At 72.6% G+C, this 24,373-nt stretch carries 22 protein-coding genes and 2 pseudogenes; 16 read left to right on the top strand and 8 right to left on the bottom strand.

The annotated features are described in order from the left end of the window. Positions 1-30 precede the first annotated feature (30 nt). From ACFYZQ_RS14105 to ACFYZQ_RS14140, 8 genes and pseudogenes are all read left to right on the top strand, one after another. Positions 31-867, top strand: coding sequence for an undecaprenyl-diphosphate phosphatase (locus tag ACFYZQ_RS14105; protein ID WP_389146147.1), 837 nt, complete (start codon positions 31-33; stop codon positions 865-867). 184 nt (positions 868-1,051) lie between these two features. Next, positions 1,052-1,729: a FadR/GntR family transcriptional regulator gene (locus ACFYZQ_RS14110; protein ID WP_389146259.1), complete on the top strand. Its 678-nt coding sequence runs from the start codon at positions 1,052-1,054 to the stop codon at positions 1,727-1,729. Further along, positions 1,726-3,162 (top strand): amino acid permease, encoded by a 1,437-nt coding sequence (locus ACFYZQ_RS14115; RefSeq protein WP_389146150.1) that lies wholly within the window; start codon positions 1,726-1,728, stop codon positions 3,160-3,162. Before ACFYZQ_RS14110 ends, ACFYZQ_RS14115 begins: the two co-directional genes overlap by 4 nt. A 46-nt stretch (positions 3,163-3,208) precedes the next feature. Then, a complete protein-coding gene (locus ACFYZQ_RS14120) occupies positions 3,209-4,228 on the top strand; it encodes an asparaginase (RefSeq protein ID WP_389146262.1) in 1,020 nt (339 codons plus the stop codon). Between the two features lie 852 nt (positions 4,229-5,080). After that, positions 5,081-6,493 (top strand): aspartate ammonia-lyase, encoded by a 1,413-nt coding sequence (aspA, locus tag ACFYZQ_RS14125; protein ID WP_389146153.1) that lies wholly within the window; start codon positions 5,081-5,083, stop codon positions 6,491-6,493. Between the two features lie 48 nt (positions 6,494-6,541). Further along, on the top strand, positions 6,542-7,480 hold the full coding sequence (locus ACFYZQ_RS14130; RefSeq protein ID WP_389146156.1) for a glutaminase: 939 nt from the start codon (positions 6,542-6,544) through the stop codon (positions 7,478-7,480). Positions 7,481-7,507: 27 nt separating this feature from the next. Further along, positions 7,508-9,010: pseudogene (mptB, locus tag ACFYZQ_RS14135) on the top strand (polyprenol phosphomannose-dependent alpha 1,6 mannosyltransferase MptB); the annotation flags it as partial. Next, positions 9,007-10,392, top strand: a complete 1,386-nt coding sequence (locus tag ACFYZQ_RS14140) for a glycosyltransferase family 87 protein (protein WP_389146158.1) — start codon at positions 9,007-9,009, stop codon at positions 10,390-10,392. The pseudogene mptB and the gene ACFYZQ_RS14140, both read left to right, overlap by 4 nt. 59 nt (positions 10,393-10,451) lie before the next feature. Here ACFYZQ_RS14140 and ACFYZQ_RS14145 read toward each other — a convergent pair. Then, positions 10,452-11,270 (bottom strand): annotated as a pseudogene (locus ACFYZQ_RS14145) (D-alanyl-D-alanine carboxypeptidase family protein); the annotation flags it as partial. 86 nt (positions 11,271-11,356) lie between these two features. Continuing rightward, positions 11,357-12,505, bottom strand: coding sequence for a transcription termination factor Rho (gene rho, locus ACFYZQ_RS14150; RefSeq protein ID WP_389146161.1), 1,149 nt, complete (start codon positions 12,503-12,505; stop codon positions 11,357-11,359). A gap of 559 nt (positions 12,506-13,064) precedes the next feature. Between rho and ACFYZQ_RS14155 the strand changes: the two genes are divergently transcribed. Further along, positions 13,065-13,973 carry a hypothetical protein gene (locus tag ACFYZQ_RS14155; RefSeq protein WP_389146163.1) on the top strand — a complete coding sequence of 303 codons (909 nt, stop codon included), beginning with the start codon at positions 13,065-13,067 and terminating at the stop codon, positions 13,971-13,973. A 12-nt stretch (positions 13,974-13,985) separates the two neighbouring features. Here ACFYZQ_RS14155 and ACFYZQ_RS14160 read toward each other — a convergent pair whose 3' ends face one another. Continuing rightward, a complete protein-coding gene (locus ACFYZQ_RS14160) occupies positions 13,986-14,393 on the bottom strand; it encodes a nuclear transport factor 2 family protein (protein ID WP_389146166.1) in 408 nt (135 codons plus the stop codon). Between the two features lie 70 nt (positions 14,394-14,463). On the opposite strand from ACFYZQ_RS14160, the gene ACFYZQ_RS14165 reads away from it, so the two are divergent. Then, positions 14,464-15,027, top strand: a complete 564-nt coding sequence (locus ACFYZQ_RS14165) for a PadR family transcriptional regulator (RefSeq protein WP_389146169.1) — start codon at positions 14,464-14,466, stop codon at positions 15,025-15,027. A gap of 5 nt (positions 15,028-15,032) precedes the next feature. Further along, the gene (locus tag ACFYZQ_RS14170; protein ID WP_389146172.1) at positions 15,033-15,776 is read left to right on the top strand and encodes a class I SAM-dependent methyltransferase; all 744 of its coding nucleotides are present in this window, start codon (positions 15,033-15,035) and stop codon (positions 15,774-15,776) included. A gap of 54 nt (positions 15,777-15,830) precedes the next feature. On the opposite strand, the gene ACFYZQ_RS14175 is transcribed toward ACFYZQ_RS14170, so the two are convergent. Then, positions 15,831-16,799: an acetylxylan esterase gene (locus ACFYZQ_RS14175; RefSeq protein ID WP_389146174.1), complete on the bottom strand. Its 969-nt coding sequence runs from the start codon at positions 16,797-16,799 to the stop codon at positions 15,831-15,833. A gap of 96 nt (positions 16,800-16,895) precedes the next feature. After that, a complete protein-coding gene (locus tag ACFYZQ_RS14180; protein WP_389146265.1) occupies positions 16,896-17,474 on the bottom strand; it encodes a hypothetical protein in 579 nt (192 codons plus the stop codon). Positions 17,475-17,835: 361 nt separating this feature from the next. Between ACFYZQ_RS14180 and ACFYZQ_RS14185 the strand changes: the two genes are divergently transcribed. After that, entirely contained in the window at positions 17,836-18,762 is a 927-nt protein-coding gene (locus tag ACFYZQ_RS14185; protein ID WP_389146268.1) for an NADP-dependent oxidoreductase, read from the top strand. Next, positions 18,759-19,484 (top strand): GNAT family N-acetyltransferase, encoded by a 726-nt coding sequence (locus ACFYZQ_RS14190; RefSeq protein WP_389146177.1) that lies wholly within the window; start codon positions 18,759-18,761, stop codon positions 19,482-19,484. Before ACFYZQ_RS14185 ends, ACFYZQ_RS14190 begins: the two co-directional genes overlap by 4 nt. A 13-nt stretch (positions 19,485-19,497) precedes the next feature. Here ACFYZQ_RS14190 and ACFYZQ_RS14195 read toward each other — a convergent pair whose 3' ends face one another. Both ACFYZQ_RS14195 and ACFYZQ_RS14200 read right to left on the bottom strand, forming a co-directional pair. Then, positions 19,498-19,899 (bottom strand): MarR family winged helix-turn-helix transcriptional regulator, encoded by a 402-nt coding sequence (locus ACFYZQ_RS14195; protein WP_389146271.1) that lies wholly within the window; start codon positions 19,897-19,899, stop codon positions 19,498-19,500. Between the two features lie 104 nt (positions 19,900-20,003). Next, positions 20,004-20,249, bottom strand: coding sequence for a hypothetical protein (locus ACFYZQ_RS14200; RefSeq protein WP_389146180.1), 246 nt, complete (start codon positions 20,247-20,249; stop codon positions 20,004-20,006). Between ACFYZQ_RS14200 and ACFYZQ_RS14205 the strand changes: the two genes are divergently transcribed. After that, positions 20,250-20,441 carry a hypothetical protein gene (locus tag ACFYZQ_RS14205; protein ID WP_389146182.1) on the top strand — a complete coding sequence of 64 codons (192 nt, stop codon included), beginning with the start codon at positions 20,250-20,252 and terminating at the stop codon, positions 20,439-20,441. Between the two features lie 332 nt (positions 20,442-20,773). Next, positions 20,774-21,604 carry a putative protein N(5)-glutamine methyltransferase gene (locus ACFYZQ_RS14210; RefSeq protein ID WP_389146185.1) on the top strand — a complete coding sequence of 277 codons (831 nt, stop codon included), beginning with the start codon at positions 20,774-20,776 and terminating at the stop codon, positions 21,602-21,604. Here the strand turns inward: ACFYZQ_RS14210 and ACFYZQ_RS14215 are convergent. Beyond that, the gene (locus ACFYZQ_RS14215; protein ID WP_389146188.1) at positions 21,576-23,654 is read right to left on the bottom strand and encodes a SpoIIE family protein phosphatase; all 2,079 of its coding nucleotides are present in this window, start codon (positions 23,652-23,654) and stop codon (positions 21,576-21,578) included. The two genes, ACFYZQ_RS14210 and ACFYZQ_RS14215, sit on opposite strands and share 29 nt — an antisense overlap. 210 nt (positions 23,655-23,864) lie before the next feature. On the opposite strand from ACFYZQ_RS14215, the gene ACFYZQ_RS14220 reads away from it, so the two are divergent. Further along, positions 23,865-24,236 carry a hypothetical protein gene (locus ACFYZQ_RS14220; protein ID WP_389146191.1) on the top strand — a complete coding sequence of 124 codons (372 nt, stop codon included), beginning with the start codon at positions 23,865-23,867 and terminating at the stop codon, positions 24,234-24,236. Positions 24,237-24,373 lie beyond the last annotated feature (137 nt).

Genomic DNA, 24,373 nt, shown 5'->3' on the forward strand with positions numbered 1-24,373 from the left:
TCGACCAACTCCTCAGTAGAACTGGATCCCATGAGCGCCATCTCCGTCGGTCAAGCCGCCGTCCTCGGTGTCGTCGAGGGGGTGACCGAATTCCTCCCCGTGTCCTCGACCGGCCACCTCAAGATCACTGAGGGGCTCATGCACATCCCCGTCGACGACAAGTCCGTCGTCGGCTTCTCCGCCGTCATCCAGGTCGGCGCGATCGCGGCCGTGCTCGTGTACTTCTTCAAGGACATCGTGCGGATCGTCTCGGCCTGGGGCCGTGGCATCCGCAACAAGCAGGAGCGATACCACCACGACTACAAGTTCGCCTGGTGGGTGATCTACGCGACCATTCCGATCGTCGCGGTGGGCCTGGCCGCCAAGAAGCTGATCGAGGGCCCCCTCGCCTCACTGTGGGTGGTCGCGGGCTCGCTGATCGTCGGGTCCGGTGTGATGTGGGCGGCGGACCAGATGGGGCGGCACAAGCGCGGCGAGGACGACACCTCGTTCAAGGACGCGATGCTGGTCGGCTGCTCCCAGATCCTCGCCCTGCTCTTCCCCGGCTTCTCCCGCTCCGGCGCCACCATGTCCACCGCGCTCATCCTCGACCTGGACCGCGTCGCCGCCACCCGTCTGTCCTTCTTCCTCGGCATCCCCGCCCTGACCGGCGCCGGCCTGTACGAGTTGAAGGACGCCCTGGGCGCGGGCGTGGGCGCCGCCCCGCTGGCCGTCGGCACCGTCGTCTCCTTCGTGGTCGCCTACGCTTCCATCGCCTGGCTGCTGAAGTTCGTCGCCAAGCACTCCTTCAACGCCTTCGTGCTGTACCGGATCGTCGTCGGCCTCGCGCTCTTCGGTCTGCTGGGCAGCGGGGTGCTCGACAGCTGACCGGCGTCCGGTCGCCGGCCGTCCGTGATCTCCACGGGGTGTGATGCAGAGATTCATGCATCACACCCCGTGAATGTTTCCTTTCCAGGTGTCTTGACAGCGTCGTTCCGTAACCCCCAAGATCGAGCCCGTGAACCTGTCAGACAGCCAGACAGGTGGTCCGGGGCCGCGGCGCGTCAGTGCGATGGAAGCGGTACTCGCCCACCTCCGCGGCGCCATCGAGCGCGGTCAGTACGCCATCGGGGAGAAGCTCCCGTCCGAGGCGGAGCTCTGCCGCACGCTCGAGGTCTCCCGGCCCGTGCTCCGGGAGGCCCTGCGGGCCCTGCAGACGATGGGCCTGACCGTCTCCAAGACGGGCAAAGGCACCTTCGTCGTGGCGAACGCCGTCGAGGACCCCACCTTCGGCGACTACGCGGCCAGTGACCTGCTCGAGGTACGCCGGCACATCGAGATCCCGGTCGCCGGGTACGCGGCCCTGCGCCGCACCCCGGAGAACCTCGACCACCTCGCCCATCTGCTGGACCGCATGGAGCGGGAGACGGACACCACCGCCTGGGTCGCGATGGACACCCTCTTCCACCTCGCCGTGGCCGAGGCCGCCCAGAACCCGGTCTTCCGCCGGGTCATCGAGGAGATCCGCGACGCACTGGCGCGTCAGTCGGCTTTCCTCAACGAACTGGGCGGCCGCCGGGAGCAGTCCAACCGCGAACACCGGGCGATCGTCGAGGCGCTGGCCGACGGCAGCGAGCACGACGCGGTGGAGGCCATGTCCCACCACCTCGACCGCGTCGAGACGACCCTCACCGACATCGTGCGCTCCGCGCGCACGGACATCCCCACGGAAGGCGGACCCGAGGCGTGAGCGAGCACCTCAAAGAAGAGACGCGCCCATCGTCCCGTCACGTCGACGCCGGCGACTCGGGCTACAGCAAGTCCCTGAAGTCCCGGCACGTGAACATGATCGCCATCGGCGGTGCCATCGGCACCGGGCTCTTCCTCGGCGCAGGCGGCCGGCTGGCCGACGCCGGGCCCTCCCTGTTCATCGCCTACGCGGTCTGCGGCGTCTTCGCCTTTCTCGTCGTGCGCGCCCTCGGCGAACTCGTGCTGCACCGGCCGTCCTCCGGCGCCTTCGTGTCGTACGCCCGGGAGTTCCTCGGGGAGAGGGGCGCGTACACCGCGGGCTGGATGTACTTCCTCAACTGGGCGACCACCGGCATCGCCGACATCACCGCGGTGGCCACCTACACCCACTACTGGGGCATGTTCTCCGACATCCCGCAGTGGGTGATCGCGCTGATCGCGCTGGCCGTGGTGCTGACCGTGAACCTGATATCCGTGAAGATGTTCGGCGAACTGGAATTCTGGTTCGCGATCGTCAAGGTCGGGGCACTCGTGGTCTTCATGTGCATCGGCATCTTCCTGTTGGTCACCCAGCACCCGGTCGACGGCCACCACCCCGGCCCGTCCCTGATCACCGGTCACGGCGGTGTCTTCCCCCACGGCCTGATGCCGATGCTGCTGATCATCCAGGGTGTCGTCTTCGCCTACGCCTCCGTCGAGTTGGTGGGCGTCGCGGCCGGCGAGACCGAGAACCCCGAGAAGATCATGCCGAAGGCGATCAACTCGATCATGTGGCGGGTGGGCGTGTTCTACGTCGGCTCGGTCGTCCTGCTGTCGATGCTGCTGCCCTGGAACAAGTACTCGGCCGGTGAGAGCCCCTTCGTCACCGTGCTCTCCAACATCGGCGTCCCGGCGGCCGGCGGCGTGATGAACCTGGTGGTCCTCACCGCGGCGATGTCCTCGCTCAACTCCGGCCTGTACTCCACCGGCCGCATCCTGCGCTCGATGGCGGTCAGCGGCTCGGCCCCGAAGTTCACCGCGCGGATGAGCCGCAGCCAGGTGCCGTACGGCGGGATCCTGTTGACCAGCGGTATCTGTGTGCTGGGCGTCGGCCTCAACTACGTCGTCCCCGCCGACGCCTTCGAGATCGTGCTCAACTTCGCGGCGATCGGTATCCTTGCCACCTGGGGCATGATCATGGTCTGCCACCTGTTCTTCTGGCGGAAGACCCAGAAGGGCGAACTGACCCGGCCTGGTTACCGGCTGCCGGGTTCCCCCTGGACCGAACTCGTGACGCTGGCGTTCCTCGCCTCCGTCCTGGTCCTGATGTACGCCGACGGCGGCGCCGGACGCACCACCGTGCTGTGCCTGCCGCTGATCGTCGCAGCGCTGGTCGCGGGCTGGTACGCCGTCCGCGGCCGAACGGCGCGCCAGTCCACGGGGGCCGACGCGTGAACCGGGCGCCGGTCCACCACACCACCGACCAGTGATTCAGGCAATGATGTACAGCAGCTCACCCCTGGCAGCACCCATCGCCCGCGAGCCGCTCCACGCTCCCGTGGCCCACCTCATACGTGGCGGGATCGTCGAGGGCGTCCACTACGGCTCCGTCGTCGTCCTCGGCACCGGCGGGGAGATCCGCTTCCAACTCGGTGACGTCGAGGCCGCCTTCTACCCCCGCTCGGCGCTCAAGCCCGTCCAGGCCGTGGCCATGGTGCGGCTCGGGCTGCCGCTCGACGGCGCCCTGCTCTCGCTCGCCGCGGCCAGCCACTCCGGAGAGGAGTACCACCTCGCCGGGACCCGGCAGATCCTCGAGCTCGCCGGGCTGGCCGAGGACGACCTGCGCAACGTCCCCGACCTGCCGTTCGACCCCGTCGTACGGGACGTCTGGGTCCGGGAGGGCCGCCTGCCCTCCCGGCTCGCCCAGAACTGCTCCGGCAAGCACGCGGCGATGCTGTGGACCGCCAAGCTCAACGGCTGGTCCCTGGACGACTACCTGGACCCGGCGCACCCCCTCCAGCAGGCGATCGCTCAGACCGTCGAGGACCTGACGGGCCAGCGCATCGCCCGGGTGACCGTCGACGGCTGCGGCGCCCCGCTGTTCTCCGTCTCCCTGAACGGCCTCGCCCGCGCCGCCGCCCGCATCACCACCGCGGCGCCCAGCACGGCCGAGGGCCAGGTCGCCGACGCCATGCGCGAGCACGCCGAGATGGCCTCGGGCTCCGGCCGCGACGTCGCCGCCCTGATGCGGGCCGTCCCCGGACTGCTGGCCAAGGACGGCTTCGAGGGCGTCGAGGTCGCCGCCCTCCCGGACGGCCGGGCCGTCGCCGTCAAGATCTCCGACGGCGCCAACCGGGCCCGTGTCCCGGTCACCGCCGCCGCCCTGGTCCGCGCCGGTGTGGACCCCGCCCTGCTCACCGAGTTCGCGGGTGAGCCGTTGCTCGGCGGCGGGGAGCCCGTGGGCTGCGTACAGCCGGTCCGCGCGCTGGACCCGGTCGCACTGCTGTCCGCCTGCGCGTAGCCGCGACGCTCGGTTTCGGCGGTGACTGCGGTGCGGGTGTCCGCGACGCGGGGGTGGTCGGCGCGTTGGGCGGTGTTCATGGCGCCGACCGGGCCCGATCGCCGTGCGGCGCCGGATGCGCCGGCCGGGTGCCGTCGCGGTGCGGTGCCGGCCGTGTCGGTCGGGTGCCGTCGCCGGGCGGTGCCCGGGCTGCCGCTCGGAGGCGGGTGTGGCGCCGGTGGCGGTTGCCATGCCGCCGCCGGCGGGCATGTGCGGGCGCTGCCGCGGCGGTTCGGCAGGGGCGGGGCCGGCTTCCACCCGGCACCGCGTCGCACGGCGTCGAGTCGTGTGCATGGCGTGCCGGGCAGGGCCGCCGACTGCCGTTCCACAGCGTCATGCCGCGGACCCCGGTCGAGCCGGTGTCCGTACGTGCGGCTGCCCGGCGGTCGGCAGGCACGCGGGTCCGTCGCACAGAGCGGTCCGGGTCCCGTCCGGTGCGGCCGCGACGAGTCGTACCGATGGCCGTTTCATGGCGTCCTGGTCGCGGGCTCTTGCCGGGCCGTGCCGCCGGTCCGGGCCCGGGGCCGAGCCGGTGTCCGTCGTGCCGCCGCCGTCCGGCAGACGTGCCCGTCCGTCACGTCGGGGGCGTGGCCCCGCGGGGGCCTGTCCGGCCCACCGGCCCGCAGCCGGGATCCGTCGGCGGAGCCGACCCGCTGCCGTCCGTCGTGGGTGAGGCGTCCGGGCCGGTCCACCTTCCGTTTCCCTCACCGGAGTCAGCACTCTCGAAGCCCCGCCCGCACAGCCCGTCCGCACTCACCCCACCCCACCCAGCCCCATCATCACCTCCGAACCTCCGAAAGAGGCCCGCACCGCATGACTGCCGCCGCCACCCGCATCGAACACGACCTGCTCGGCGACCGTGACGTCCCCGCCGACGCGTACTGGGGTGTCCACACCCTGCGCGCCACGGAGAACTTCCCCATCACCGGCACTCCGATCTCCACCTACCCGCACCTGGTCGACGCCCTGGCCGCCGTGAAGGAGGCCGCCGCACTGGCCAACGAGGAACTGGGGCTGCTGGAGCCGGAGAAGGCGGCCGCCATCGTCGCCGCCTGCCGCGAGATCCGCGACGGCAAGCTGCACGACCAGTTCGTGGTGGACGTCATCCAGGGCGGCGCGGGCACGTCCACCAACATGAACGCCAACGAGGTCGTGGCGAACCGGGCGCTGGAACTGCTCGGGCACGAAAAGGGCCAGTACCAGTACCTGCACCCCAACGAGGACGTCAACCGCGGTCAGTCGACCAACGACGTGTACCCGACCGCGGTCAAGATCGCCACGGTCTTCGCGGTGCGCGGGCTGCTCAAGGCGATGGCCGTCCTGCAGGATTCCTTCGCGGGCAAGGCGGTGGAGTTCCGGGACGTGCTGAAGATGGGCCGTACCCAGCTGCAGGACGCCGTTCCCATGACGCTCGGGCAGGAGTTCTCGGCGTACGCGGTGATGCTGGACGAGGACCGCAGCAGGCTCGCGGAGGCCGTCGAGCTGATCCACGAGATCAACCTGGGCGCGACCGCGATCGGCACCGGCCTCAACGCCCCCACGGGGTACGCCGAGTCCGCCCGCCGCCACCTCTCCGCGATCACCGGCCTGCACCTGGTCACCGCCGCCAACCTGGTCGAGGCCACCCAGGACTGCGGCGCGTTCGTCCAGATGTCCGGCGTGCTCAAGCGGATCGCGGTCAAGCTGAGCAAGAGCTGCAACGACCTGCGGCTGCTGTCCTCCGGACCGCGTGCGGGCCTGGGCGAGATCAACCTGCCGCCGGTGCAGGCCGGTTCGTCCATCATGCCGGGCAAGGTCAACCCGGTGATCCCCGAGGTCGTCAACCAGGTCGCGTTCGAGGTGATCGGCAACGACGTCGCCATCACCATGGCCGCCGAGGCCGGGCAGCTCCAGCTCAACGCCTTCGAGCCGATCATCCTGCACTCCCTGTCGGAGAGCATCACCCATCTGCAGAGCGCCTGCGTCACCCTCGCCGAGCGGTGCGTGAGCGGCATCACCGCCAACACCGAAGCCCTGCGCGCCACCGTCGAGAACTCCATCGGCCTGGTCACCGCCCTCAACCCGCACATCGGCTATACGGCCGCCACCGACATCGCCAAGGAGGCCCTCGCCACCGGCCGCGGCGTGGCCGAACTGGTCCTGGAGAAGGGCCTGTTGCCCGCCGAGACGCTCGCCGGGCTGCTGCGCCCGGAGGTCCTCGCCGGCAGCGGGGCGCCCCTCGCCTGACCTGCGCCGACGCAGGCACGTTCACATACCCGGACCGGCCGGAGCACAATGGTGATCATGACAACGACGTCGTCCCCCGCTTTCCTGCCGGTCCTGGAGCGCATCGCCCAGGAGATGGCACGGACGCCCGGCCGCGGGCGTCCCGCCGACTACATCCCGGCGCTCGCGGCCTGCGACCCCCGCAGCTTCGGCATGGCCGTCGCCGAGCTCGACGGCACGGTCTACGGAGTGGGGGACTGGCGGCAGCCGTTCTCGGCGCAGTCCATCACCAAGGTCTTCACACTCGCCCTCGACCTGGCCCGCGAGGGCGACGAACTCTGGGAGCACGTGGGCCGGGAGCCCTCCGGCAACCCGTTCAACTCCCTGGTCCAGCTGGAGTACGAGAACGGCATTCCGCGCAATCCCTTCATCAACGCGGGCGCGCTCGTCGTCACCGACCGACTGCAGACCCGTACCGGCGACGCGGCCGGAGAACTGCTGGCCTTCCTGCGCGCCGAGAGCGGCAACGCGGCCCTCGACTTCGACAAGGAGGTCGCCGCCTCCGAGACCGCGCACGGCGACCGCAACGCCGCCCTCGCCCACTTCATGGCGTCCTACCGCAACATCGACAACCCGGTACCGGTCCTGCTCGACCAGTACTTCCGGCAGTGCTCCGTCGCCGCCTCCTGCGCCGACCTGGCGCTCGCCACGACCTTCCTGGCCCGGCACGGGATCCGCGCCGACGGCACTCGCCTGCTCACCCGCAGCCAGGCCAAGCAGGTCAACGCGGTGATGCTGACCTGCGGGACGTACGACGCGGCCGGGGAGTTCGCCTACCGTGTCGGACTGCCCGGCAAGAGCGGGGTCGGCGGCGGGATCATCGCGGTGGTGCCGGGCCGCTGCACCCTGTGCGTGTGGAGCCCGGGACTCGACGAGCGCGGCAACTCGGTGGCGGGTCTGGCCGCCCTCGACAGGTTCACGACCCTCACCGGACTCTCGGTGTTCTGATCCCGTACAGGGCCCGGGAAGCCATCACACCGCGGTCACGAGCAGGCCGCCCACCGGAAGGAGAGGCGTCGTTTTCCGGCCACCCGGCGTTGCGATTCTGCCCCGGTGTTGGCCATGGTTTCTCCCGTCGATCTCCGCCGCTGCCGGACACTGGGCCTGGCGGGTACCGCCTGCCTGGCGCTGGGCGGTGAGACGGCCGGTGCCCTGCCCGTCCGGGACCTCCTCGCCCCCGCCTCCGCCCGCGCCGCCCTCGGCCTGGTCGGCGTGTACTTCGGTGTCGTCCTGCTGATCGCGGCCTGGCTGCTGCTGGGCCGCCTGGTGCGCGGCGACCGTCCGCCCACCCCGCGCGCCCTGCTGCTGGTCCTCGCCGTGTGGGCGGCCCCGCTGCTGCTGGCGCCGCCGCTGTTCAGCCGGGACGTGTACAGCTATCTCGCGCAGGGGGCCATGGTCGACGCCCACATCGACGTGTACGCGCACGGCCCGGGCCGCCTCGGCGGTCCGCTCGCCGACGAGGTCGCCCCGGTGTGGCGGAACACGGCGGCCCCCTACGGCCCGGCCTTCATGGCAGTGGCCTCCGCCCTGACCGGGCTGACCCGGGGCGAGCTGCCCGCCGGGCTGATCGGGATGCGGCTTGTGGCGCTGACCGGGGTGGCGCTGATGGCTGCCGCGCTGCCCCGCCTCGCCCGGCACAGCGGCGCCGACCCGGCCGCCGCCCTGTGGCTGGGCGCCCTGAACCCGCTGGTCCTGCTGCACCTGGTGGCCGGGGCCCACAACGACGCCATCATGCTCGGCCTGCTCGGACTGGGCCTGGTGGCGGCGCTGCGCCGCCCCCCAGGGCGGTGGCCCGTCCTGGGCGCCGTCCTCGTCACCCTCGCCGCCCTGGTCAAGGCGCCCGCCGCGCTCGGCCTGCTGGCGGTCGTCGTCGTACTGGTGCGCGGCGGGTGCACGCCACTGCGGGCCGTCCTCACGACTTCGCTCGCGGCCGGTGCGACCACTGCCGTCGCGACCGCCGTCGCGGGAACCGGGTACGGCTGGATCGCCGCCCTGGACACGCCCGTCTCCCCGCAGAACTGGGCGCTCACCAGTCTGCTCGGCCGTGCCAGCGGCGCACTGCTCGCGCGCCTCGGCAGCGACCTGGCCCCGCTGGCCGTCCCTGCGTGGCACGTGCTCGGCCTCGCGGCCACCGCCGCCGCCGTCCTGCTCATCTGGCTGCGGCTGCGGCCCACCCCGGTGTACGCGCTGGGCCTGAGCCTCGCGGTGGTGGCCGCCTTCGGTCCGGCGATCCGCCCCTGGTACGCCCTGTGGGGCCTGTTCCTGATCGCGGCGGCCGCGCCCAGCACCTCGGTACGGCGGCGGGTGGCGGCCGTCACGGGCGTGCTCGCGCTGGCGGTCCTGCCGGGCGGCGGCCCGGCGGACACCGGGCAACTGGTGCTGGCGGTCTCCGGTGGCGTTCTCGCGGTGGTCGTCCTGGCGCAGGCCCATCAGGCCCACCAGGCCGTCCGGACACCGGTCCTGGGGCGTGCGGCGTGAGGGGGCCGGACACCGACCGGGGGCGGTTGCTGCTCGTCCTGGCGCTCGCCGCCGCGGTCACCGTCTTCACCGCGACCGTGCCGCTGCTGCGCGGCTGGTTCGACCTGCGCGTCTACTACGGCACCGTGGACGGCTGGATCCACCACGGCGGCCGGATCTACGACTACCGCATGCCGGGCACGCCGTACGGGTTCACCTATCCCCCGTTCGCCGCCCTGGTCATGCTGCCGATGGCGCTGATGAGCCTGCCCGCAGCGGTCGCCACGTCCGTGCTGCTGAACCTGGCCGCGCTGGCGGTCGTGCTGCGCATCCTGGCCGGGCCCGGCCGGCGACGGCACGGCTGGTACCACTGGTCCCTGACCGTCTGTCTGCTGGCGCTGTTCGAACCGCTGCGCGACACTTTCGGCTTCGGCCAGGTCAACCTCCTGCTGCTGGCCCTCGTGCTCGGCGACGGATGGCTGCTGGCGAACGGGCGGGGCCGCTGGGCGGGCGCCGGTGTCGGACTGGCCGCCGCGATCAAGCTCACCCCCGCCCTCTTCATCGGCCTGCTGCTGCTCGCCCGCCGGTGGCGGGCCGCCGCGCTGGCGACGGTGGTCGCCGCCGGGGCGAGCGCGCTCGCGGCCTGGGCGGATCCGGGCGCTTCCCGCTTCTACTGGACCGAGGCGCTCTGGGACACCGGCAGGGTCGGCCGGCTGGACTACGTCTCCAACCAGTCCCTCCAGGGCGTACTGGCCCGGCTCGGTGAGCCGGGCCGCCCGGTGTGGGCGACGGCCGTACTGCTAGTGCTGTGCGTGTGGGCCTGGCGGGCGCGCCGGGCGGTCGCGGCCGGTGACTGGCCGGCCGCCTTCGCCCTCACCGGCCTCACCGCCTGCCTGGTCAGCCCGATCACCTGGGTGCACCACCTGGTGTGGCTGCTGCCGTCCTTCGCCGTGCTGGTCCGCGCCGGGCAGCGGCGTCTGGCAGGCGCTCTGTACGCCGTGATGTGCACCAGCGTGGTGTGGCTCTGGTACGACGACGCCTCGGGCCTCGACGGGTTCCTGGGCAGCAACACCTACACGTGGATCACGCTCGGTCTGCTGCTCGGCCTGCCGGCCGGTCAGCCGCTCGCCTTCCGCCTGCCCCTCGCGCGCAGCGCGAACGCCACGGCCGTCGTGCCGAGGCCGGCGGCGCCCGCGATGACGCCGGCGTCGGGCCAGTCGGACCCGGTGTCCACGGGGGACGACGTCGGCGCCGCCAGGGGCGGCACGGACGCGGCCGGGTGGGGCCGGCGCGGAGCCAGGGCGTCCAGCGAGCCCACCGGGTCGACCCGGCCGGACGCGGCGAAGCCCCAGTCCAGCAGGGCCCGCGCCTCCTCGTACACCGCGAAGCCGCCGCCCTCCTGAGGGTTCATCACCGTCACCACGAGCGTGCGTCCGCCCCGGCGCGCCGCGGCGACGAGCGTGTTGCCGGCGTTGCTGGTGTAGCCGTTCTTGATGCCGATCAGGCCGGGGTACGGCTCCACGCCGTCCTCGCCGGTCAGCAGCCGGTTGGTGTTCTCGATGCCGTACGACCCGCCGTCGTCACCGGGGAACCGGGCCTCGGCGGTGGAGCAGTACCGGGCGAAGTCACGGTTGCGCAGTCCGGCGCGGCCGAAGACCGCCAGGTCGTACGCCGACGACACCTGGCCGGGCATGTCGTAGCCGTCCGGCGAGACCACCTTGGTGTCCAGGGCGCCGAGCGCACGGGCCCTGGACTGCATCCGGGCCGCGGTGGCCTCCCAGCCGCCGCCGAGCGAGGCCAGGACGTGCACGGCGTCGTTGCCGGAGCTGAGGAAGACTCCCCGCCACAGGTCGGCCACCCGGTACGTGTGGCCCTCGACGACCCCGACGAGGCTGCTGCCCTCGCCGACGTCCGCCAGTTCCCTGGCGTCGACGGTGTGCCGGGTGCCGCCGGGCAGGGACGGCAGCACGGTCAGGGCGAACAGTGTCTTCAGCGTGCTGGCGGGCGGCAGCGGGCGGTGCGCGTCGGACGCGGCCAGCACCTCGCCGCTGCCGGCGTCGGCCACCAGCCACGACAGCGCGGAGACGTACGGCACCCCGGGCGCCCCGGGGTGCGGCCGGACCTGGGTGCCGGAGCGGTACAGGAGCGACGGCTGCGGGACCGCCGCCCCCGGCCGGCCGGGCGGGGCGGGATCCGCCACCGCCGGCATCAGCGCGAGCACGCCCGCCGCACACAGGGCGCAGGTCGAGGCGGCCACCCGGGAAGAGAGTCCGATCATCATATGAATCAACGTAGGAACGGAGGTGCCGTGGACCGCGTTGCCCGGGCCGGAGGGCGCCGGGGAGCAACCCGGATGCCGCACGCGGGTCAGTCGGCCGGCAGCGTCGGCAGGACCCGCCGCAGGAACGTCGCGTTGTCGGGGGTCTCGCGCAGCCGCCGCAGCAGGGTCTCCAGGTTCGCCGGACCGCCGTCCCGCGACCGCAGTGCGCGGCGCAGGCCCCGTACGACGGTCGATTCGGCCGGGGACAGCAGGAGTTCCTCGCGGCGGGTGCCGGACTGGTCCAGGTCGACGGCCGGGAACAGCCGGTGGGAGGCCAGTTCCCGGTCCAGGCGGAGCTCCATGTTGCCGGTGCTCTTCAGCTCCTCGAAGAACAGGCCGTCGGCGCGGGAGCCGGTGTCCACCAGCGCGGTGGCGAGGATGGTGAGCGAGCCGCCCTCCTCGGCGTTCCGCGCCGCGCCGAAGAACCGCTTGGGGCCGAGCAGCGCGCCCGCGTCGACACCGCCGCTGAGGGTGCGGCCGCCGGCGGAGGCCGCGTTGTTGTGGGCCCGGCACAGCCGGGTCAGGGAGTCGAGCAGGATGACGACGTCCTCGCCGTCCTCGACGAGCCGCTTGGCACGCTCGATCACGAGTTCCGCCAGCGCGGTGTGTTCCTTGGCCGGCCGGTCGAAGGTCGAGGCGTACACCTCGCCGCGTACGGAGCGCCGCATGTCGGTGACCTCCTCGGGGCGCTCGTCGAGCAGCACCACCATCAGCCGGCACTCGGGGTGGTTGCCCGCGACGGCGGCGGCGATCTGCTGGAGCAGCACGGTCTTGCCGGTCTTCGGCGGGGCCACGATCAGCCCGCGCTGGCCCTTGCCGACGGGCGTGAACAGGTCGGCGAGTCGTCCGGCGAGGCCGGACGCCGGGTGCTCCAGCCGGATGCGCTCGCGCGGGTGCAGCGGAGTCAGGTCACGGAAGTGGCGGCGTCCGCGCAGCGCACCCGGGGTGCGTCCGCCCACGCGAGCCACGTCGGTCAGTGCGCGCCGCTCTCCGCGGACGCCCTCGACGAGGTCGCCCCGGCGCAGGCCGTGGCGCCGGATCAGAGCGGGGGAGACCTGGGGGTCGGCGGGCGAGGGCAGGCAGCTCTCGGCGCGCAGGTGCCCCTTCCCGTGCGCGTCGATGTCGAGGACACCGGTGACGAGCTGGTCGGCCTGAGGCCGCTGTCGTGCGGCAGGGTGTTCGATCGTGGTGGTCATGGGGTCCTTCCGGACGGTGGGAAAAAGGCATGGGGGGATCGGACCGCGCGGGAGGGGCGCAGGAACACGCCTCGGCGGTGGGAGCAGCACCTCGGGTGGCTGGGGGAACGACGCGCCAGGGGCACGGAAGCCCTGCTCACGAGGTGGTGCGGAGAAGCCGGTGTGCCGGTCGGAGAGCGACGGGCGAAGCGGCTGAACGAAAGGGAACCGGCACCGGCGCCGAACAGAGGTCGCGCCTCGGTGCTGATCGCACTGTACCAGTGGTCCCGCGTCCGTCAACATGGCGTCGACCGGATCCATTCCCCGTGCGCCCGCCCGCGGCGTTCGGAACGCCGTACCCCACGCGATGACCGCCAACGGCGTGGACGCGAGGCTGGAGGTGGCCGCCGGCCCGCTCGCCATCGTCGATGCGGGCGGCGTGAGACCGGCGGCATCGGTGGGGCACGGGTGAACACCCCGGCCTCACCCGTGCCGTCACCGGTCCGCACCAGATGTCCCCAGACCATAACGATCCCGGACGGGGCGGGACTTGACCGGCCACATGCTCTATCTTCACGTCATGTCCACGCCGCCGCAGCACCCCGACCAGCCGTCGGAAGCACCCGGTCAGCCCACCGCGTACCCCTATCCGGCACCGCAGTCGCCGCCGCCCGTCGGGCCGGCCGGATTCCCGCCCCCGGCGTCCCCGACGCTCCCGGCCCAGGGCTTCTACGCCCAGCCGACCATGGTCGGCCAGCCGGCCCAGCCGCAGCCGGGCGGTCCGCCGCAACCGCAGCCCGGCAATCCGTATGTGCAGCAGGGCCCTTACGGTCCCGTGCCGGCCCCGCCGCCCGGCGGCGGCGACAGTGGCGTCGGACGGGCGGTTCTCTGGGCCGCGGTGGGCGCCGTGGTGGCGTCCGCGGCCTGGGCGGTCGGGGTCTTCGTGGTCGGCGCCAAGGACGGCGCGGACCTGCGCGGTTACTCCGCGCCCTCGAACCTCTGCTCGGGCGGTGACTACTCCTCCTTCAAGGACGAGTACCCGGAGAACGACACCGCCCCGGCCCACAACTCCCTGAAGGCCGCCGCCCTCGACGAGGGCTACTGCAGCCTCAGCCTGAAGAAGACCGGTTCGAGCTACGCGGACGCCTACCTGACCACCCAGGTGGACCTGCACAAGAAGACCGACCCCGGGCCGGAGTTCACGGCCACCTGGAAGAACTACGACGACAGCCACTCCGGTTACGACGTGGAGGCCGTGAGCGGCATCGGTGACGAGGCCTACCTCGTCACCGAGGACACCACCAGCGGCTCCTCCAGCGGCTCCCGGTACGCCACGCTGGCCGTACGGGACGGCTGGATGACGTACACCATGAGCTACAGCGCCTATCTGTCCTCGTACGACAAGGACAAGGACCCTCCGCAGCTCGCCGAGGTGACCGACTGGCTGAAGACGGACACGAAGGCGACCTTGGAGAACCTCAAGGGCTGACCCAGTCCGACGTCAGGAGGCGGAGGCCGACCGGGCCTCCGCCTCCTTCGCGATCTCCTCGAACTGCGCGCCCATCGCCGCCGCCAGCGCCTGCGCGCCCGACAACGGCCGTACCATGACCGTCAGTTCGTCGATCAGGCCGTCCTCGTTCAGATGGATGAAGTCGCAGCCGGTCAGCTCGCGGTCGCCGACCCGGGTGGCGAAGACCAGTGCGTGGTCGCGCCCGTCGCCGCCGGTGAGCTCCCGCTCGTACCGGAAGTCCTCGAAGACCCGTGCGACCCCGCGCAGGATCGCCGCCGTGATCGCCTTGCCCGGGTACGACTTGAACGCGACCGGACTGGTGAAGACGACGTCCTCGGCCAGGAGCGCCTCCACTGCGTCCATGTCGCCCGCCTCGACCGCCTCGCGGAACGCACGCATCGGACCACCTCATAGTCAATTAATTGAATAGGTGCTGACGAGAATAAACACCCGCTGTTACCGTGTCCACATGTCGCTGAAGTACGCCGTCCTGGCCGCGCTCCTGGAGGGTGAGGCCTCGGGCTACGAACTGTCCAAGGTCTTCGACGTCTCCCTGGCCAACTTCTGGCCGGCGACCCCGCAGCAGCTCTACCGCGAGCTGGAGCGGCTCGCGGCGGACGGTCTGGTCGCGGCCCGGGTGGTGCAGCAGGAGCGGCGGCCCAACAAGCGGATGTTCACCCTCACGGAGGCGGGGCGCGCGGACCTGCGGTCCTTCGCCGCCGAGCCGCCCCGCAGGCCCACTGCCCTCCGGGACGAACTCCTCATCAAGGTCCAGGCGATGGACGGCGTGGACCCGGCCGTCACCCGCGATCTGGTCGAGGAGCGCATGTCCTGGGCGCGCGGCAAACTCGACCGCTATCTGCGTACGCGCGACCGTCTCCTCGACGGCCGTACCGAGGACGAGTACCTGAGCGAGGGCGACCGCATCGGCCCGTTCCTGACCCTGATGGCCGGCATCGCCTTCGAGGAGGAGAACATCCGCTGGTGCGAGCGGGTGCTGGCGATCCTGAAGCAGCGCGTTGCCCTAGGCTGACCCGGATGTTCAGCCCCGAAGGGCCCACGCTGCGTGAACTCGCCGTCCAGGCGCTCTCGTCGGTCGAGCGCGGCTACGACCTGCTCGCCCCGAAGTTCGACCACACCCCCTTCCGCACTCCCGGCCCGGTACTCGACGCGGTGGCCGCGGCGCTGCGGCGGACGGCGCCCTACGAGGACGGGCTGGATCTGTGCTGCGGCACCGGCGCCGGCCTCGACGTCCTCGCCGAGGTGTGCCGGGGAAGCGTCACCGGCGTCGACTTCAGCGCGGGCATGCTCGCCGAGGCGCGCGGGCGGACCGGCGCATCCGTCCGGCTGGTCCGCGCCGACGCCCGTGCCCTGCCCTTCGGTCCCGCCTTCGACCTGGTCGTCAGCTTCGGGGCGCTCGGCCACTTCCTGCCCCGCGAACTGCCCGGTCTGTTCGCCCAGGTGCACTCGGTGCTGCGCCCGGGCGGCCGGTTCGCGTTCCCCGTCATGGCCCCGCCCCGGCCGTCGTCCCTCGGCTACTGGATGCTGCTCGGCTTCGACATGGTGATGCGGGTGCGCAACGCCGTGTGGCGTCCGCCGTTCGTCATGTACTACCGCGCCGTCCGGTTCGGGGACCTGCTGAGGGAACTGGAGCGCGCCGGGTTCGTGGTGGACCTGCACACCCTGCCCGGGTTCGGGCGGCGCCCGGACGGCAGCCCCCGCGCCCGGCTCGTGGTGGCGCGCAGCGGCCCTCACCCCGCCGTCGGCACCGTGCACCCGTAGCACGAGCCCGGGCCGCGACACTGCGGCCCGGGGCAAGCGATGGGGCGTGGCGGCTCAGGCGTACGAGCGCAGCCACCGCAGTTTGGCCGCCTGCTGGTACGGGCCACCGCCCTCGTGGTCGTTGAAGTCGTAGACCTCGATCTCCTTGTCGTCGCCCGTCCAGGCGTTGAACGCCGCGAAGACCGTCGACGGCGGGCAGGTCTGGTCCTCCAGGGCCGTCGAGAACAGGGCGGGCGCCCCGCCGCGGGCCGCGAAGTGCACGCCGTCGAAGTAGGACAGCGTGCGCAGGACGTCCTCGGTGCGGCCCCGGTGCGTCTGGAGGTAGAGGCCGATCTCCCGGTACGGGTGGCGGTCGGTCAGGGTCACCGCCCGCGGGAAGTCACACAGGAACGGCACGTCCGGGGCGACAGCCAACAGGTCCGGGACTAGGCCGCCCACCGCGAGGGCGATGCCGCCGCCCTGGCTGCCGCCGGTCGCCACGGTCCGCGCCGCGTCGGTCAGCGGGTGCGAGCGGGCAGCCTCGACCGCGCGTACCGCGTCCGTGAACACCCGCCGGTAGTAGTAGTTCTCGGGGGCGTCGACGCCGCGCGTCATGAAGCCCGGGTACGCGGGCGAGCCGCCCACCGGGTCGGCGGTGCCGCCCCCGCCGCCCCAGGCGCTGCCCTGGCCGCGGGTGTCCATCACGAAGTGCGCCCGGCCGGTCGACGCCCACAGCAGGTGCTCGTGGGGCAGCCCGCGCCCGCCGCCGTACCCCAGGAACTCCACCACCAGCGGCAGCGGCTCCTCGGCACCGGCGGGCAGGGTCAGCCAGCCCTTCACCGGGTGGCCGCCGAATCCGGCGAACGTCACGTCGTACACCGAAACCGTAGACAGTCCGGTGTCGACCGGTTCGAAGCGGGCGTCGAGGTCGTACTCGCGAGCCTCCTGGAGGGTCTTGGACCAGAAGGCGTCGAAGTCCTCGGGCGCGTCGGACTCACTGCGGTACGTGCGGAGTTCGTCGAGGGGCAGGTCGAACAGGGCCATCAACAACCGCCTTTGAGTGAGAGCGTGCGGATGATCACACCGTACGTGGGTGGTCGGAGGACCCGCCAGGCCCACGCGTCGGTGCCCGAGCCCGAGTCAGGCCCTCCGCCGGGTCCAGTCCGGCCCCGTGCGGGCCCACTCCCGCTCCCACTCGTCCATGCGGTGCCGCAGCGACACGCGGTGGGCGATGCCGTGGCCGAGGAGGACCACGGCCGCCGCGCCGCCCGCCACGCACAGGCCGATGCCGACGGTGTGCTGCCAGACCGCGACGTCGTTCGGCGGCGGTGCGACGCTGCGGCCCCGGGAGTCGAACCACACGTCCACCACGTCCCCCTGCCGTGCCCCCGCCGGAACCCGCGCCGACACCGTACGGGTCTCCCCGCCGGGCTCCGTCCAGCGCACGGTGGTCAGGTAGGCGTGCCGGTCGCCCACCGAGGGCAGCTGCTCGGGCGCTTCGCCGATCACCTCGGCTCGGACGCGGTGGCGTTCGGCACGCTGTGCCGTGGCCACCGTCCGCGCCTCGTCATGGGCCCACAGCCCCGCCAGCGCTCCGGCCAGCGGCGCGCCCACCAGCAGCAGTACGGCGACGGCCAGTACCGTCCACGCCTCCACGACGTCCGACCGGCGTCGTAGCGGATTGCGCCGCCAGCGCCATCCGCGCACCCGGGTCCGCATCTCGACCTCCTCGCCGTCACCCGAGCAGAAGGGCGGGCCGGTCTTCGCCGGAGCCGGCTCGTTCCTCCCCGCGCACGTCGCACGCATGCGAGCGTCCACATCGCTCTCGTACCCCGTACGGCCCAGCTCGCTCACCTCGCGGACCACCACTTGAGCCAGGCACACCGAAGTGAGGGTGGCAAAGCCCCCTACAGCGGCGCTGGACGCCCACGGGACCCGTCCCGCCGATCATTGCGGCCGTATGAACTCTGCTGAACTCCGCACGGGCCCGGGAATAGCCCTCGCGCGCCACTCCTTGCCGCTGAGTGCCGACGCCGGTGTCCTGGCGTCGGCAGCGCGAAGGAGAGTGAGGAAGCAGAAGATGCCCAAGGCGTACGTCTTCACACGGTACGGCGGACCGGAGACCGAGGCACTCGTGGACGTCGACCGGCCGAGCCCCGGCCCCGGTCAGCTCCTGGTCGCCGTCCGCGCGGCGGGCGTGAACCCGGTCGACTGGAAACTGCGCACCGGCTTCCGCCGCCCCGGGGAGAGCGGCGACCGGGTGTTCCCGGCCGTGTTCGGCAACGAGGTCTCCGGCATCGTCGAGGCGACCGGGGAGGGAGTGAGCGGTTTCGCCGCCGGGGACGAGGTCTTCGGCAACACCGTCGCCGGCGGATACGCCGAGTACGCACTGCTGCCGGTCGAGGTGACCGCGCACAAGCCGGCCGGGCTCTCCTTCGCCGACGCCGCCACCCTGCCGGTCGCCGCCGCCACCGCCTACGACGGTGTGCACCAGCTCGGTCTGCCCGCGGGCGCGACCCTGCTGATCACCGGCGCCGGCGGCGGGGTCGGGGCCGCCGCCGTGCAGATCGCCCGCGCTCTCGGGGTGCGGGTCGTGGGCGTGGCGAGCGAGGGCAAGAAGGAGTTCGTGCGGTCGCTGGGCGCCGTGCACGTGTCTTCCGGGCCGGGCCTGACCCACCGGGTGCGGTCTGCCGCGCCCGACGGGGTCGACGGCGTGTACGACCTGGTCGGCGGCGAGGTGCTGGCCGAGGCGGCCGGGCTGCTCACCGACAGGTCGAAGCTGATCACCGCGGGCGCCCCGGAGCGGACCGTCGCGGACCTCGGTGGCGCCCGGGTGGCCCGCGCCCGCACCGCGGCCGTCCTGGAGGCGGTGGCCGAACTCGTGATCAAGGGCGACCTGAACCCGCACGTCACCGGTACCTTCCCGCTGGAACGGGCCGGGGAGGCCCTGCGCGCCGTCGAGGGCGGGCACGCGCGCGGCAAGATCGTGATCGAGGTCGTCCGATGAGCACCGTGGGCCAGGCCGTCCTCGACAACCCCGCCCTCGCCTCACTGACCGGCCCGCACGCCCACTTCGCCGAGCGGCGCGGCCGGGTCCTGCGCTACCCCGTCGACGTGTCCCCGTGGCTGGCCCTGCCCGACGAACCCGACGCCGACGACTGGGCGGACCTCGCGGCGCTGGCCGGACCGGGTGCCGAGGTGCCGCTGCCCGGCTTCCGGGGAGAGGTCCCGGACGGCTGGGAGATCACGTTCCGGATCGACGGCGTCCAGCTGGTCGACGACGGACTGGCCACCGCACCGGACGCGGAGGCGGTCCGCCTCGGCCCCGCCGACGTACCCGAGATGCTCGACCTGGTCGAACGGACCAGGCCGGGTCCCTTCCTGCCCCGCACCGTCGAGCTGGGCACCTACCTGGGCATCCGGCGCGAGGGCACGCTGGTCGCCATGGCGGGGGAGCGGCTGCACCCGCCGGGCTGGACCGAGATCAGCGCGGTCTGCACCGACCCGGCCTTCCGCGGCGAGGGCCTGGCGACCCGGCTGATCCTCGCGGTCGCGCACGGTATCCGACAACGCGGCGAGACCCCCTTCCTGCACACCAGCGCCGAGAACACCGGTGCCATACGGCTGTACGAGTCGCTCGGCTTCCGGCTCCGCCGCCGCACCGCCTTCCTCGCGGCCCGGGCACCCGCCCCGCTCGCCGACGGCCGGGAGGCAGTGCCGGTCGCGTGACCTGGAGATCCGCTCACCCGGCGCCGCCGGTCTCCGGGGACCGCGCGTTGTACCGCTCCAGGTACGCGGCGAAGCGCCTCAGGTCCTCCTCGGGCCAGCCCGCGAGCCGTTCCCGGAAGACCGCCCGGCGACGCCGGGTGACCTGGGCGAGGATCTCCTGTCCCGCCCCGGTGAGGTGCAGCAGGCTGACCCGGTGGTCCTCCGGGTCCAGGCGCCGCTCGATGAGACGGGCCCGCTCCAGCGCGGCCACCTGGCGGCTGACCGTGGACTTGTCCAGGGCGTAGTGCGCGGCCAGGTCGGTGGCCCGGCAGCCGCCGACCTCCTCGAGATGCCCGAGCAGCGTGTACGACACCAGTGACAGCTCCGGATGCATGCGCCCCGCCGAGGCCCGGGCCCGGCGGGCGAAGATGGTCATCTCGCGCTGGATCGTCTCGACGGCCGTCTCGGCTGCTGTCACGGGTGTACCTCCTCCGCCACTCTGGTTGCATTCTACAACTAGTGGTGGAGGAGGTTCCCGGTTCAGGCTGCGGCGGATCCGCCGTCGGTGTGCGGTGGCCGGTCGGCACCGGAGCGGACCCGCAGCTCGTCCGACCTGCGCGCGTCCCACAGCGCCAGGCCGATCCGCTGACCGGCGTCCGTCCAGGCCGGCGGGGTCCGGGCCACCAGATGCGGCGCGTCGGCCGCGGCACGTCCTGTGCCGACGTACCGGGCCGGCATCAGGGGCAGCCCCGGACGCAGCAGCCCGTCGGGTGCGACCCTCGGCACGTGCCGGCGCAGCAGGTCGGGCGCCAGACGGCGGAGGTCGGCCCGGAGCCGAGCCGCGAGTTCACGGCCGTGGCGGCGGGTGACGGAACGCAGATCGAAGTCGACGTCGACACCGGCGGCGGCGCACGCCCCCGCCCGATCCCCGGCACGGCGGCGGGGAAATCCGGGAATCCCCGTACACGGTCGCAGTGAGCGTCAGCACTCACCTCGCGCGTACGGGACCCCTGATCCGGAAGCGGAGTGGGTTGTCGTCGCGGGGAGCGTAGCGGGCCCCCGCAGCACGCGCCACGCAGTTTCGCACCGGCGTGAACTCGCCGCGGCCGACGGGCCGTCCGGGGCGTTGGGGTAAGGTTGCCGTCCGGCCGAGGACAGTCCCCGGCCGCAGGCTGTCGAGGAGGTGGGACCCATTACCGCTGTGTCAGCCCGGGTGCTCTCTCCTGATGACGGCACGGGTCACCGCCACCGGTGACCGCGTCGCGAGAGCGCCCTACGGCCCCAGGTCCGTCGAAAGGCTCTCTGCTTCCATGTCACCTCTTTTTCCTCTTCCTCCTTTTTCCCCCGCCGCCGTCGTCACGGCGCTGCGCTCCGCCGGTTGCGTCTTCGCCGAGGACGAGGCGGAGTTGATCCTCGCCACCGCCCGCGACCCGGAGGAGCTCGCCACGATGGTGGACCGGCGCGTCGCCGGGCTGCCCCTGGAACACGTCCTCGGCTGGGCCGAGTTCAGCGGGCTGCGGGTCGCCGTGGAGCCGGGCGTCTTCGTACCCCGCCGTCGCACCGAGTTCCTCGTCGAACAGGCCCTCGCCCAGGCCCCGCAGGCGGCCGTCGTCGTCGACCTGTGCTGCGGTTCGGGCGCGGTCGGCGCGGCCCTGGCCGCCGCCCTGGGGCAGGTGGAGCTGCACGCCGCCGACATCGACCCCGCCGCGGTGCGCTGCGCCCGCCGCAATGTCGTCCCCTACGGCGGTCACGTCCACGAGGGCGACCTGTTCGCGGCCCTCCCCGGGGAGCTGCGCGGCCGGGTCGGCATCCTCGCGGCCAACGTGCCCTACGTCCCCACCGCGGACGTCGGACTCCTGCCCACGGAGGCACGCGAGCACGAACCCCTGGTCGCCCTCGACGGCGGCCCGGACGGCCTGGACGTCCTGCGCCGGGTCGCCGCGGCGGCTACCGGCTGGCTCGCCCCCGGCGGCTGTCTGCTCGTCGAGACGAGCGAACACCAGTCCCCGGCGGCCGTCGACGCCTTCGCCCGCGCCGGTCTGACCACGCGTCTGGCCGTGTCGGAGGAGCTGTACGCCCATGTCGTGATCGGTGTACACACCCATCACGGGCCTACGCCGGCTCCTGCGCCCGCGCGATGAGGATCGCCACGTCGTCGTGGTTGTCGGGGTGGTGCATCGTCCGCAGCAGGAGGTCGCAGACCTCCTCCAGCGGACGGGCGGGTCCGTCGAGCAGGGCCAGGAGGGCGTCCAGCCGCTCGTCGAGCGAGTGCCGGCGCGTCTCGACGAGACCGTCGGTGTAGAACACGAGCTCGTCCCCCGGGGCGAAGTCGACGGTGACCGTGGAGAAGCCCACGCCCCCGACACCCAGTGGCACGCCCGTCGGCAGTTCCAGCAGTTCGGGCGAACCGCCGGCCCGCACGCGCACCGGGGGCAGGTGCCCCGCGTTGGCGATCCGGCACTGGTGCAGACGGGGATCGTGCACGGCGTACACACAGGTCGCGATGGAGTGGTCGAGCCCGGAGGTGGTCTTGTCGAGGTGCTCCAGCAGGGCCGCGGGATCCAGGTCGAGCGCGGCCAGCGTGGTCGTCGCGGTCCGCAGCCGGCCCATGGTCGCGGCGGCGCTGATGCCGCTGCCCATCACGTCCCCCACGACCAGTGCCGTCTTGCCGTCCTCCAGGGGGATGACGTCGAACCAGTCGCCGCCGACCTCGCTGGTGGCCCCGGCCGGCTGGTAGCGGGAGGCCACCTCCAGGTCGGTGGTCACCGGCGGATGGCTGGGCAGCAGACTGCGCTGCAGGGTGAGCGCGGTGTCGCGGGCGTTCTGGTACCAGCGGGCGTTGTCGATCTGCACGGCCGCGCGGGCGGCCAGTTCCCGCGCGAGCAGCACGTCGTCCTCGCCGAAGGGCTCCGGGTTCCGCGTGCGTTTGAGATCAAGGGCGCCGAGCACCTCCCCACGCGCGATCAGCGGTACCGCCAGATACGAGTGGAGGCCGGCCCGGCCGAGCAGGACGGCCGCCTCGGCGGAGCGGGCGATGCGGGGCAGGTCCTCGTCCTTCACCTGGGCCACCAGGACCGGGCTGCCGGTCCGTACGCATTCGGTGACCAGCCGGTCGGGCGCGTACCGGGCGATCTGCCCGGGCGGGTCGGCGGCGCGCAGGGCGTCCGACCCGCCCTCGGCGCGGACGGCGAGGGCGCGGATCAGCGCCGGCTCGGCCGGCCCGAGCGTGCTGCGGCGGCCCTCGACGACTGCGTCCAGCAGGTCCACGGCGGCCACGTCGGCGAGTTCCGGCACGGCGACGTCGGCCAGTTCCCGGGCGGTGCGGTCCAGGTCCAGCGTGGTGCCGATCCGGGCCGAGGCGTCGGCGATCACGGCGAGGCGGCGCCGGGCGGCCTCGGCCTCGACGCCCGCCCGGTACTGCTCGGTGGTGTCCACCATCGACGCCGCCACGCCCAGCACGGTGCCCGTGGCGTCCTCCAGCCGGTACAGCGACACCGACCAGGCATGGTCCTCGTCCGGGTCGGCAGGGGTGCGGCCCACGGTGGACCGGTCGACGACGGGCGTCCCGGTGTCCAGGACCTCGCGGGCCGCGGACTCCAGCGCGTCGGCGTCCAGCCGCGGCACCACCTCGCGCATGGTCCGTCCGGTGTGCTCCGCGGCGGGCACACCGTTGATCGTCTCCAGCGCCGGGTTGACCGAGACGTACCGCAGCCGGGTGTCCAGCACGGCCAGACCGATCGGCGACTGCCGCACCATGCGCTGGGACAGCGCCAGGTCCTGCTCCAGCCGGCGGACCGTCGACTGGTCGGCGGCCAGACCGAGCGCGTACGCGTTGCCCCGGTCGTCGAGCAGCCGCATGTTGCGGAACTCCACCAGACGGGTGCTGCCGTCCTTGTGCCGGACGGGGAAACCCCCGGCCCAGCTCTGACCGGTCCGCAGCACGTCGGCGAAGAGTTCGCCGACCAGCTCGATGTGCTGTTCGTGCACCATCAGGCGGGCCGCGTACTGCCCGAGCGCCTCCCGCGCCGAGTAGCCGAACAGCTCCTCCGCCTGGGGGCTCCACAGCACGACGCGCCCACGGAGGTCCAGCACCACCGAGGCCACACCCAGCACGTCGAGGAGACCGCTGGGCCGCACCGGCCCGCGCGGGGTCTCCCCGCTCCCGCCCATGGGAGCCTCGGCTGCACTCATGCCACGCACCGCCTCCTGCCGTCCGCACGGCACGCGTTCCCCAGTGCCGCCTCTCTCCGTTCTACGTTCTACCGCGCTCGCACGTTCTACCGCGCCCACACCGGCTCTCCGGCGTAGTGCTCCCGCGCGAGTAGTGCTTTCCTGAGGATGGACGCGGTTCGGCGGGGTACCCCGTTCCACCGCAGCGCGGCCACGAAAGGAGCGATCAAAATGAACGCGGAGCGGTCGCATCCGGAAACCGTCTCGGTGGAGATCAGCGGGTGCTCCAAGGAGGACGCCCGGGTCGTCTTCGACGCCCTGAGCCACTGTTTCTCCTCCGACCGAGGTCCCGAGGAGGTGCCCCAGCAGCTCCATGAGACCCGTCCCATGGTGTGGCTCGGCACCTACGACGTCGCGGACTCCCACGCCGAGTCCTGTTCGCCGGTCAGGCTGTCCTCGCCGGTTCTCGCCGACGTGCAGGGCGGCTACTGGGCCGTCGACCGGTTCCGGCACACGCTGGACACGATGTTCACCGTCCACGAGACCTGCACGGCCTCCGGCGATCAGGAGAGGGATCTCCACCTCCGGCTCGAAAGCCGCTGACCGGGTTCCGGCCCGCCCTCACTACGCCCCGACCGCCCCACCGGATGCTGTTGGTTAATCCGGGGCCGTGCGTGACGTCGGTCTTCAAGACCTGGTTGTGGTCTTGAAGACCGACGTTGTCGTATGGGGTGGGTGCG

It is taken from the genome of Streptomyces sp. NPDC001843 (genome assembly GCF_042891955.1).
Classification (GTDB): Bacteria; Actinomycetota; Actinomycetes; order Streptomycetales; family Streptomycetaceae; genus Streptomyces.

Excerpts from the sequence above, each read along its gene's own strand:
- ACFYZQ_RS14105 (WP_389146147.1), top strand. The coding sequence starts at position 31 with ATGAGCGCCATCTCCGTCGGTCAAGCCGCCGTCCTCGGTGTCGTCGAG.
- ACFYZQ_RS14110 (WP_389146259.1), top strand. The coding sequence starts at position 1,052 with ATGGAAGCGGTACTCGCCCACCTCCGCGGCGCCATCGAGCGCGGTCAG.
- ACFYZQ_RS14120 (WP_389146262.1), top strand. The coding sequence starts at position 3,209 with ATGTACAGCAGCTCACCCCTGGCAGCACCCATCGCCCGCGAGCCGCTC.
- aspA (WP_389146153.1), top strand. The coding sequence starts at position 5,081 with ATGACTGCCGCCGCCACCCGCATCGAACACGACCTGCTCGGCGACCGT.
- ACFYZQ_RS14130 (WP_389146156.1), top strand. The coding sequence starts at position 6,542 with ATGGTGATCATGACAACGACGTCGTCCCCCGCTTTCCTGCCGGTCCTG.
- rho (WP_389146161.1), bottom strand. The coding sequence starts at position 12,505 with ATGACCACCACGATCGAACACCCTGCCGCACGACAGCGGCCTCAGGCC.
- ACFYZQ_RS14155 (WP_389146163.1), top strand. The coding sequence starts at position 13,065 with ATGTCCACGCCGCCGCAGCACCCCGACCAGCCGTCGGAAGCACCCGGT.
- ACFYZQ_RS14160 (WP_389146166.1), bottom strand. The coding sequence starts at position 14,393 with ATGCGTGCGTTCCGCGAGGCGGTCGAGGCGGGCGACATGGACGCAGTG.
- ACFYZQ_RS14165 (WP_389146169.1), top strand. The coding sequence starts at position 14,464 with ATGTCGCTGAAGTACGCCGTCCTGGCCGCGCTCCTGGAGGGTGAGGCC.
- ACFYZQ_RS14170 (WP_389146172.1), top strand. The coding sequence starts at position 15,033 with ATGTTCAGCCCCGAAGGGCCCACGCTGCGTGAACTCGCCGTCCAGGCG.
- ACFYZQ_RS14175 (WP_389146174.1), bottom strand. The coding sequence starts at position 16,799 with ATGGCCCTGTTCGACCTGCCCCTCGACGAACTCCGCACGTACCGCAGT.
- ACFYZQ_RS14180 (WP_389146265.1), bottom strand. The coding sequence starts at position 17,474 with ATGCGGACCCGGGTGCGCGGATGGCGCTGGCGGCGCAATCCGCTACGA.
- ACFYZQ_RS14185 (WP_389146268.1), top strand. The coding sequence starts at position 17,836 with ATGCCCAAGGCGTACGTCTTCACACGGTACGGCGGACCGGAGACCGAG.
- ACFYZQ_RS14190 (WP_389146177.1), top strand. The coding sequence starts at position 18,759 with ATGAGCACCGTGGGCCAGGCCGTCCTCGACAACCCCGCCCTCGCCTCA.
- ACFYZQ_RS14195 (WP_389146271.1), bottom strand. The coding sequence starts at position 19,899 with ATGACCATCTTCGCCCGCCGGGCCCGGGCCTCGGCGGGGCGCATGCAT.
- ACFYZQ_RS14210 (WP_389146185.1), top strand. The coding sequence starts at position 20,774 with ATGTCACCTCTTTTTCCTCTTCCTCCTTTTTCCCCCGCCGCCGTCGTC.
- ACFYZQ_RS14215 (WP_389146188.1), bottom strand. The coding sequence starts at position 23,654 with ATGAGTGCAGCCGAGGCTCCCATGGGCGGGAGCGGGGAGACCCCGCGC.
- ACFYZQ_RS14220 (WP_389146191.1), top strand. The coding sequence starts at position 23,865 with ATGAACGCGGAGCGGTCGCATCCGGAAACCGTCTCGGTGGAGATCAGC.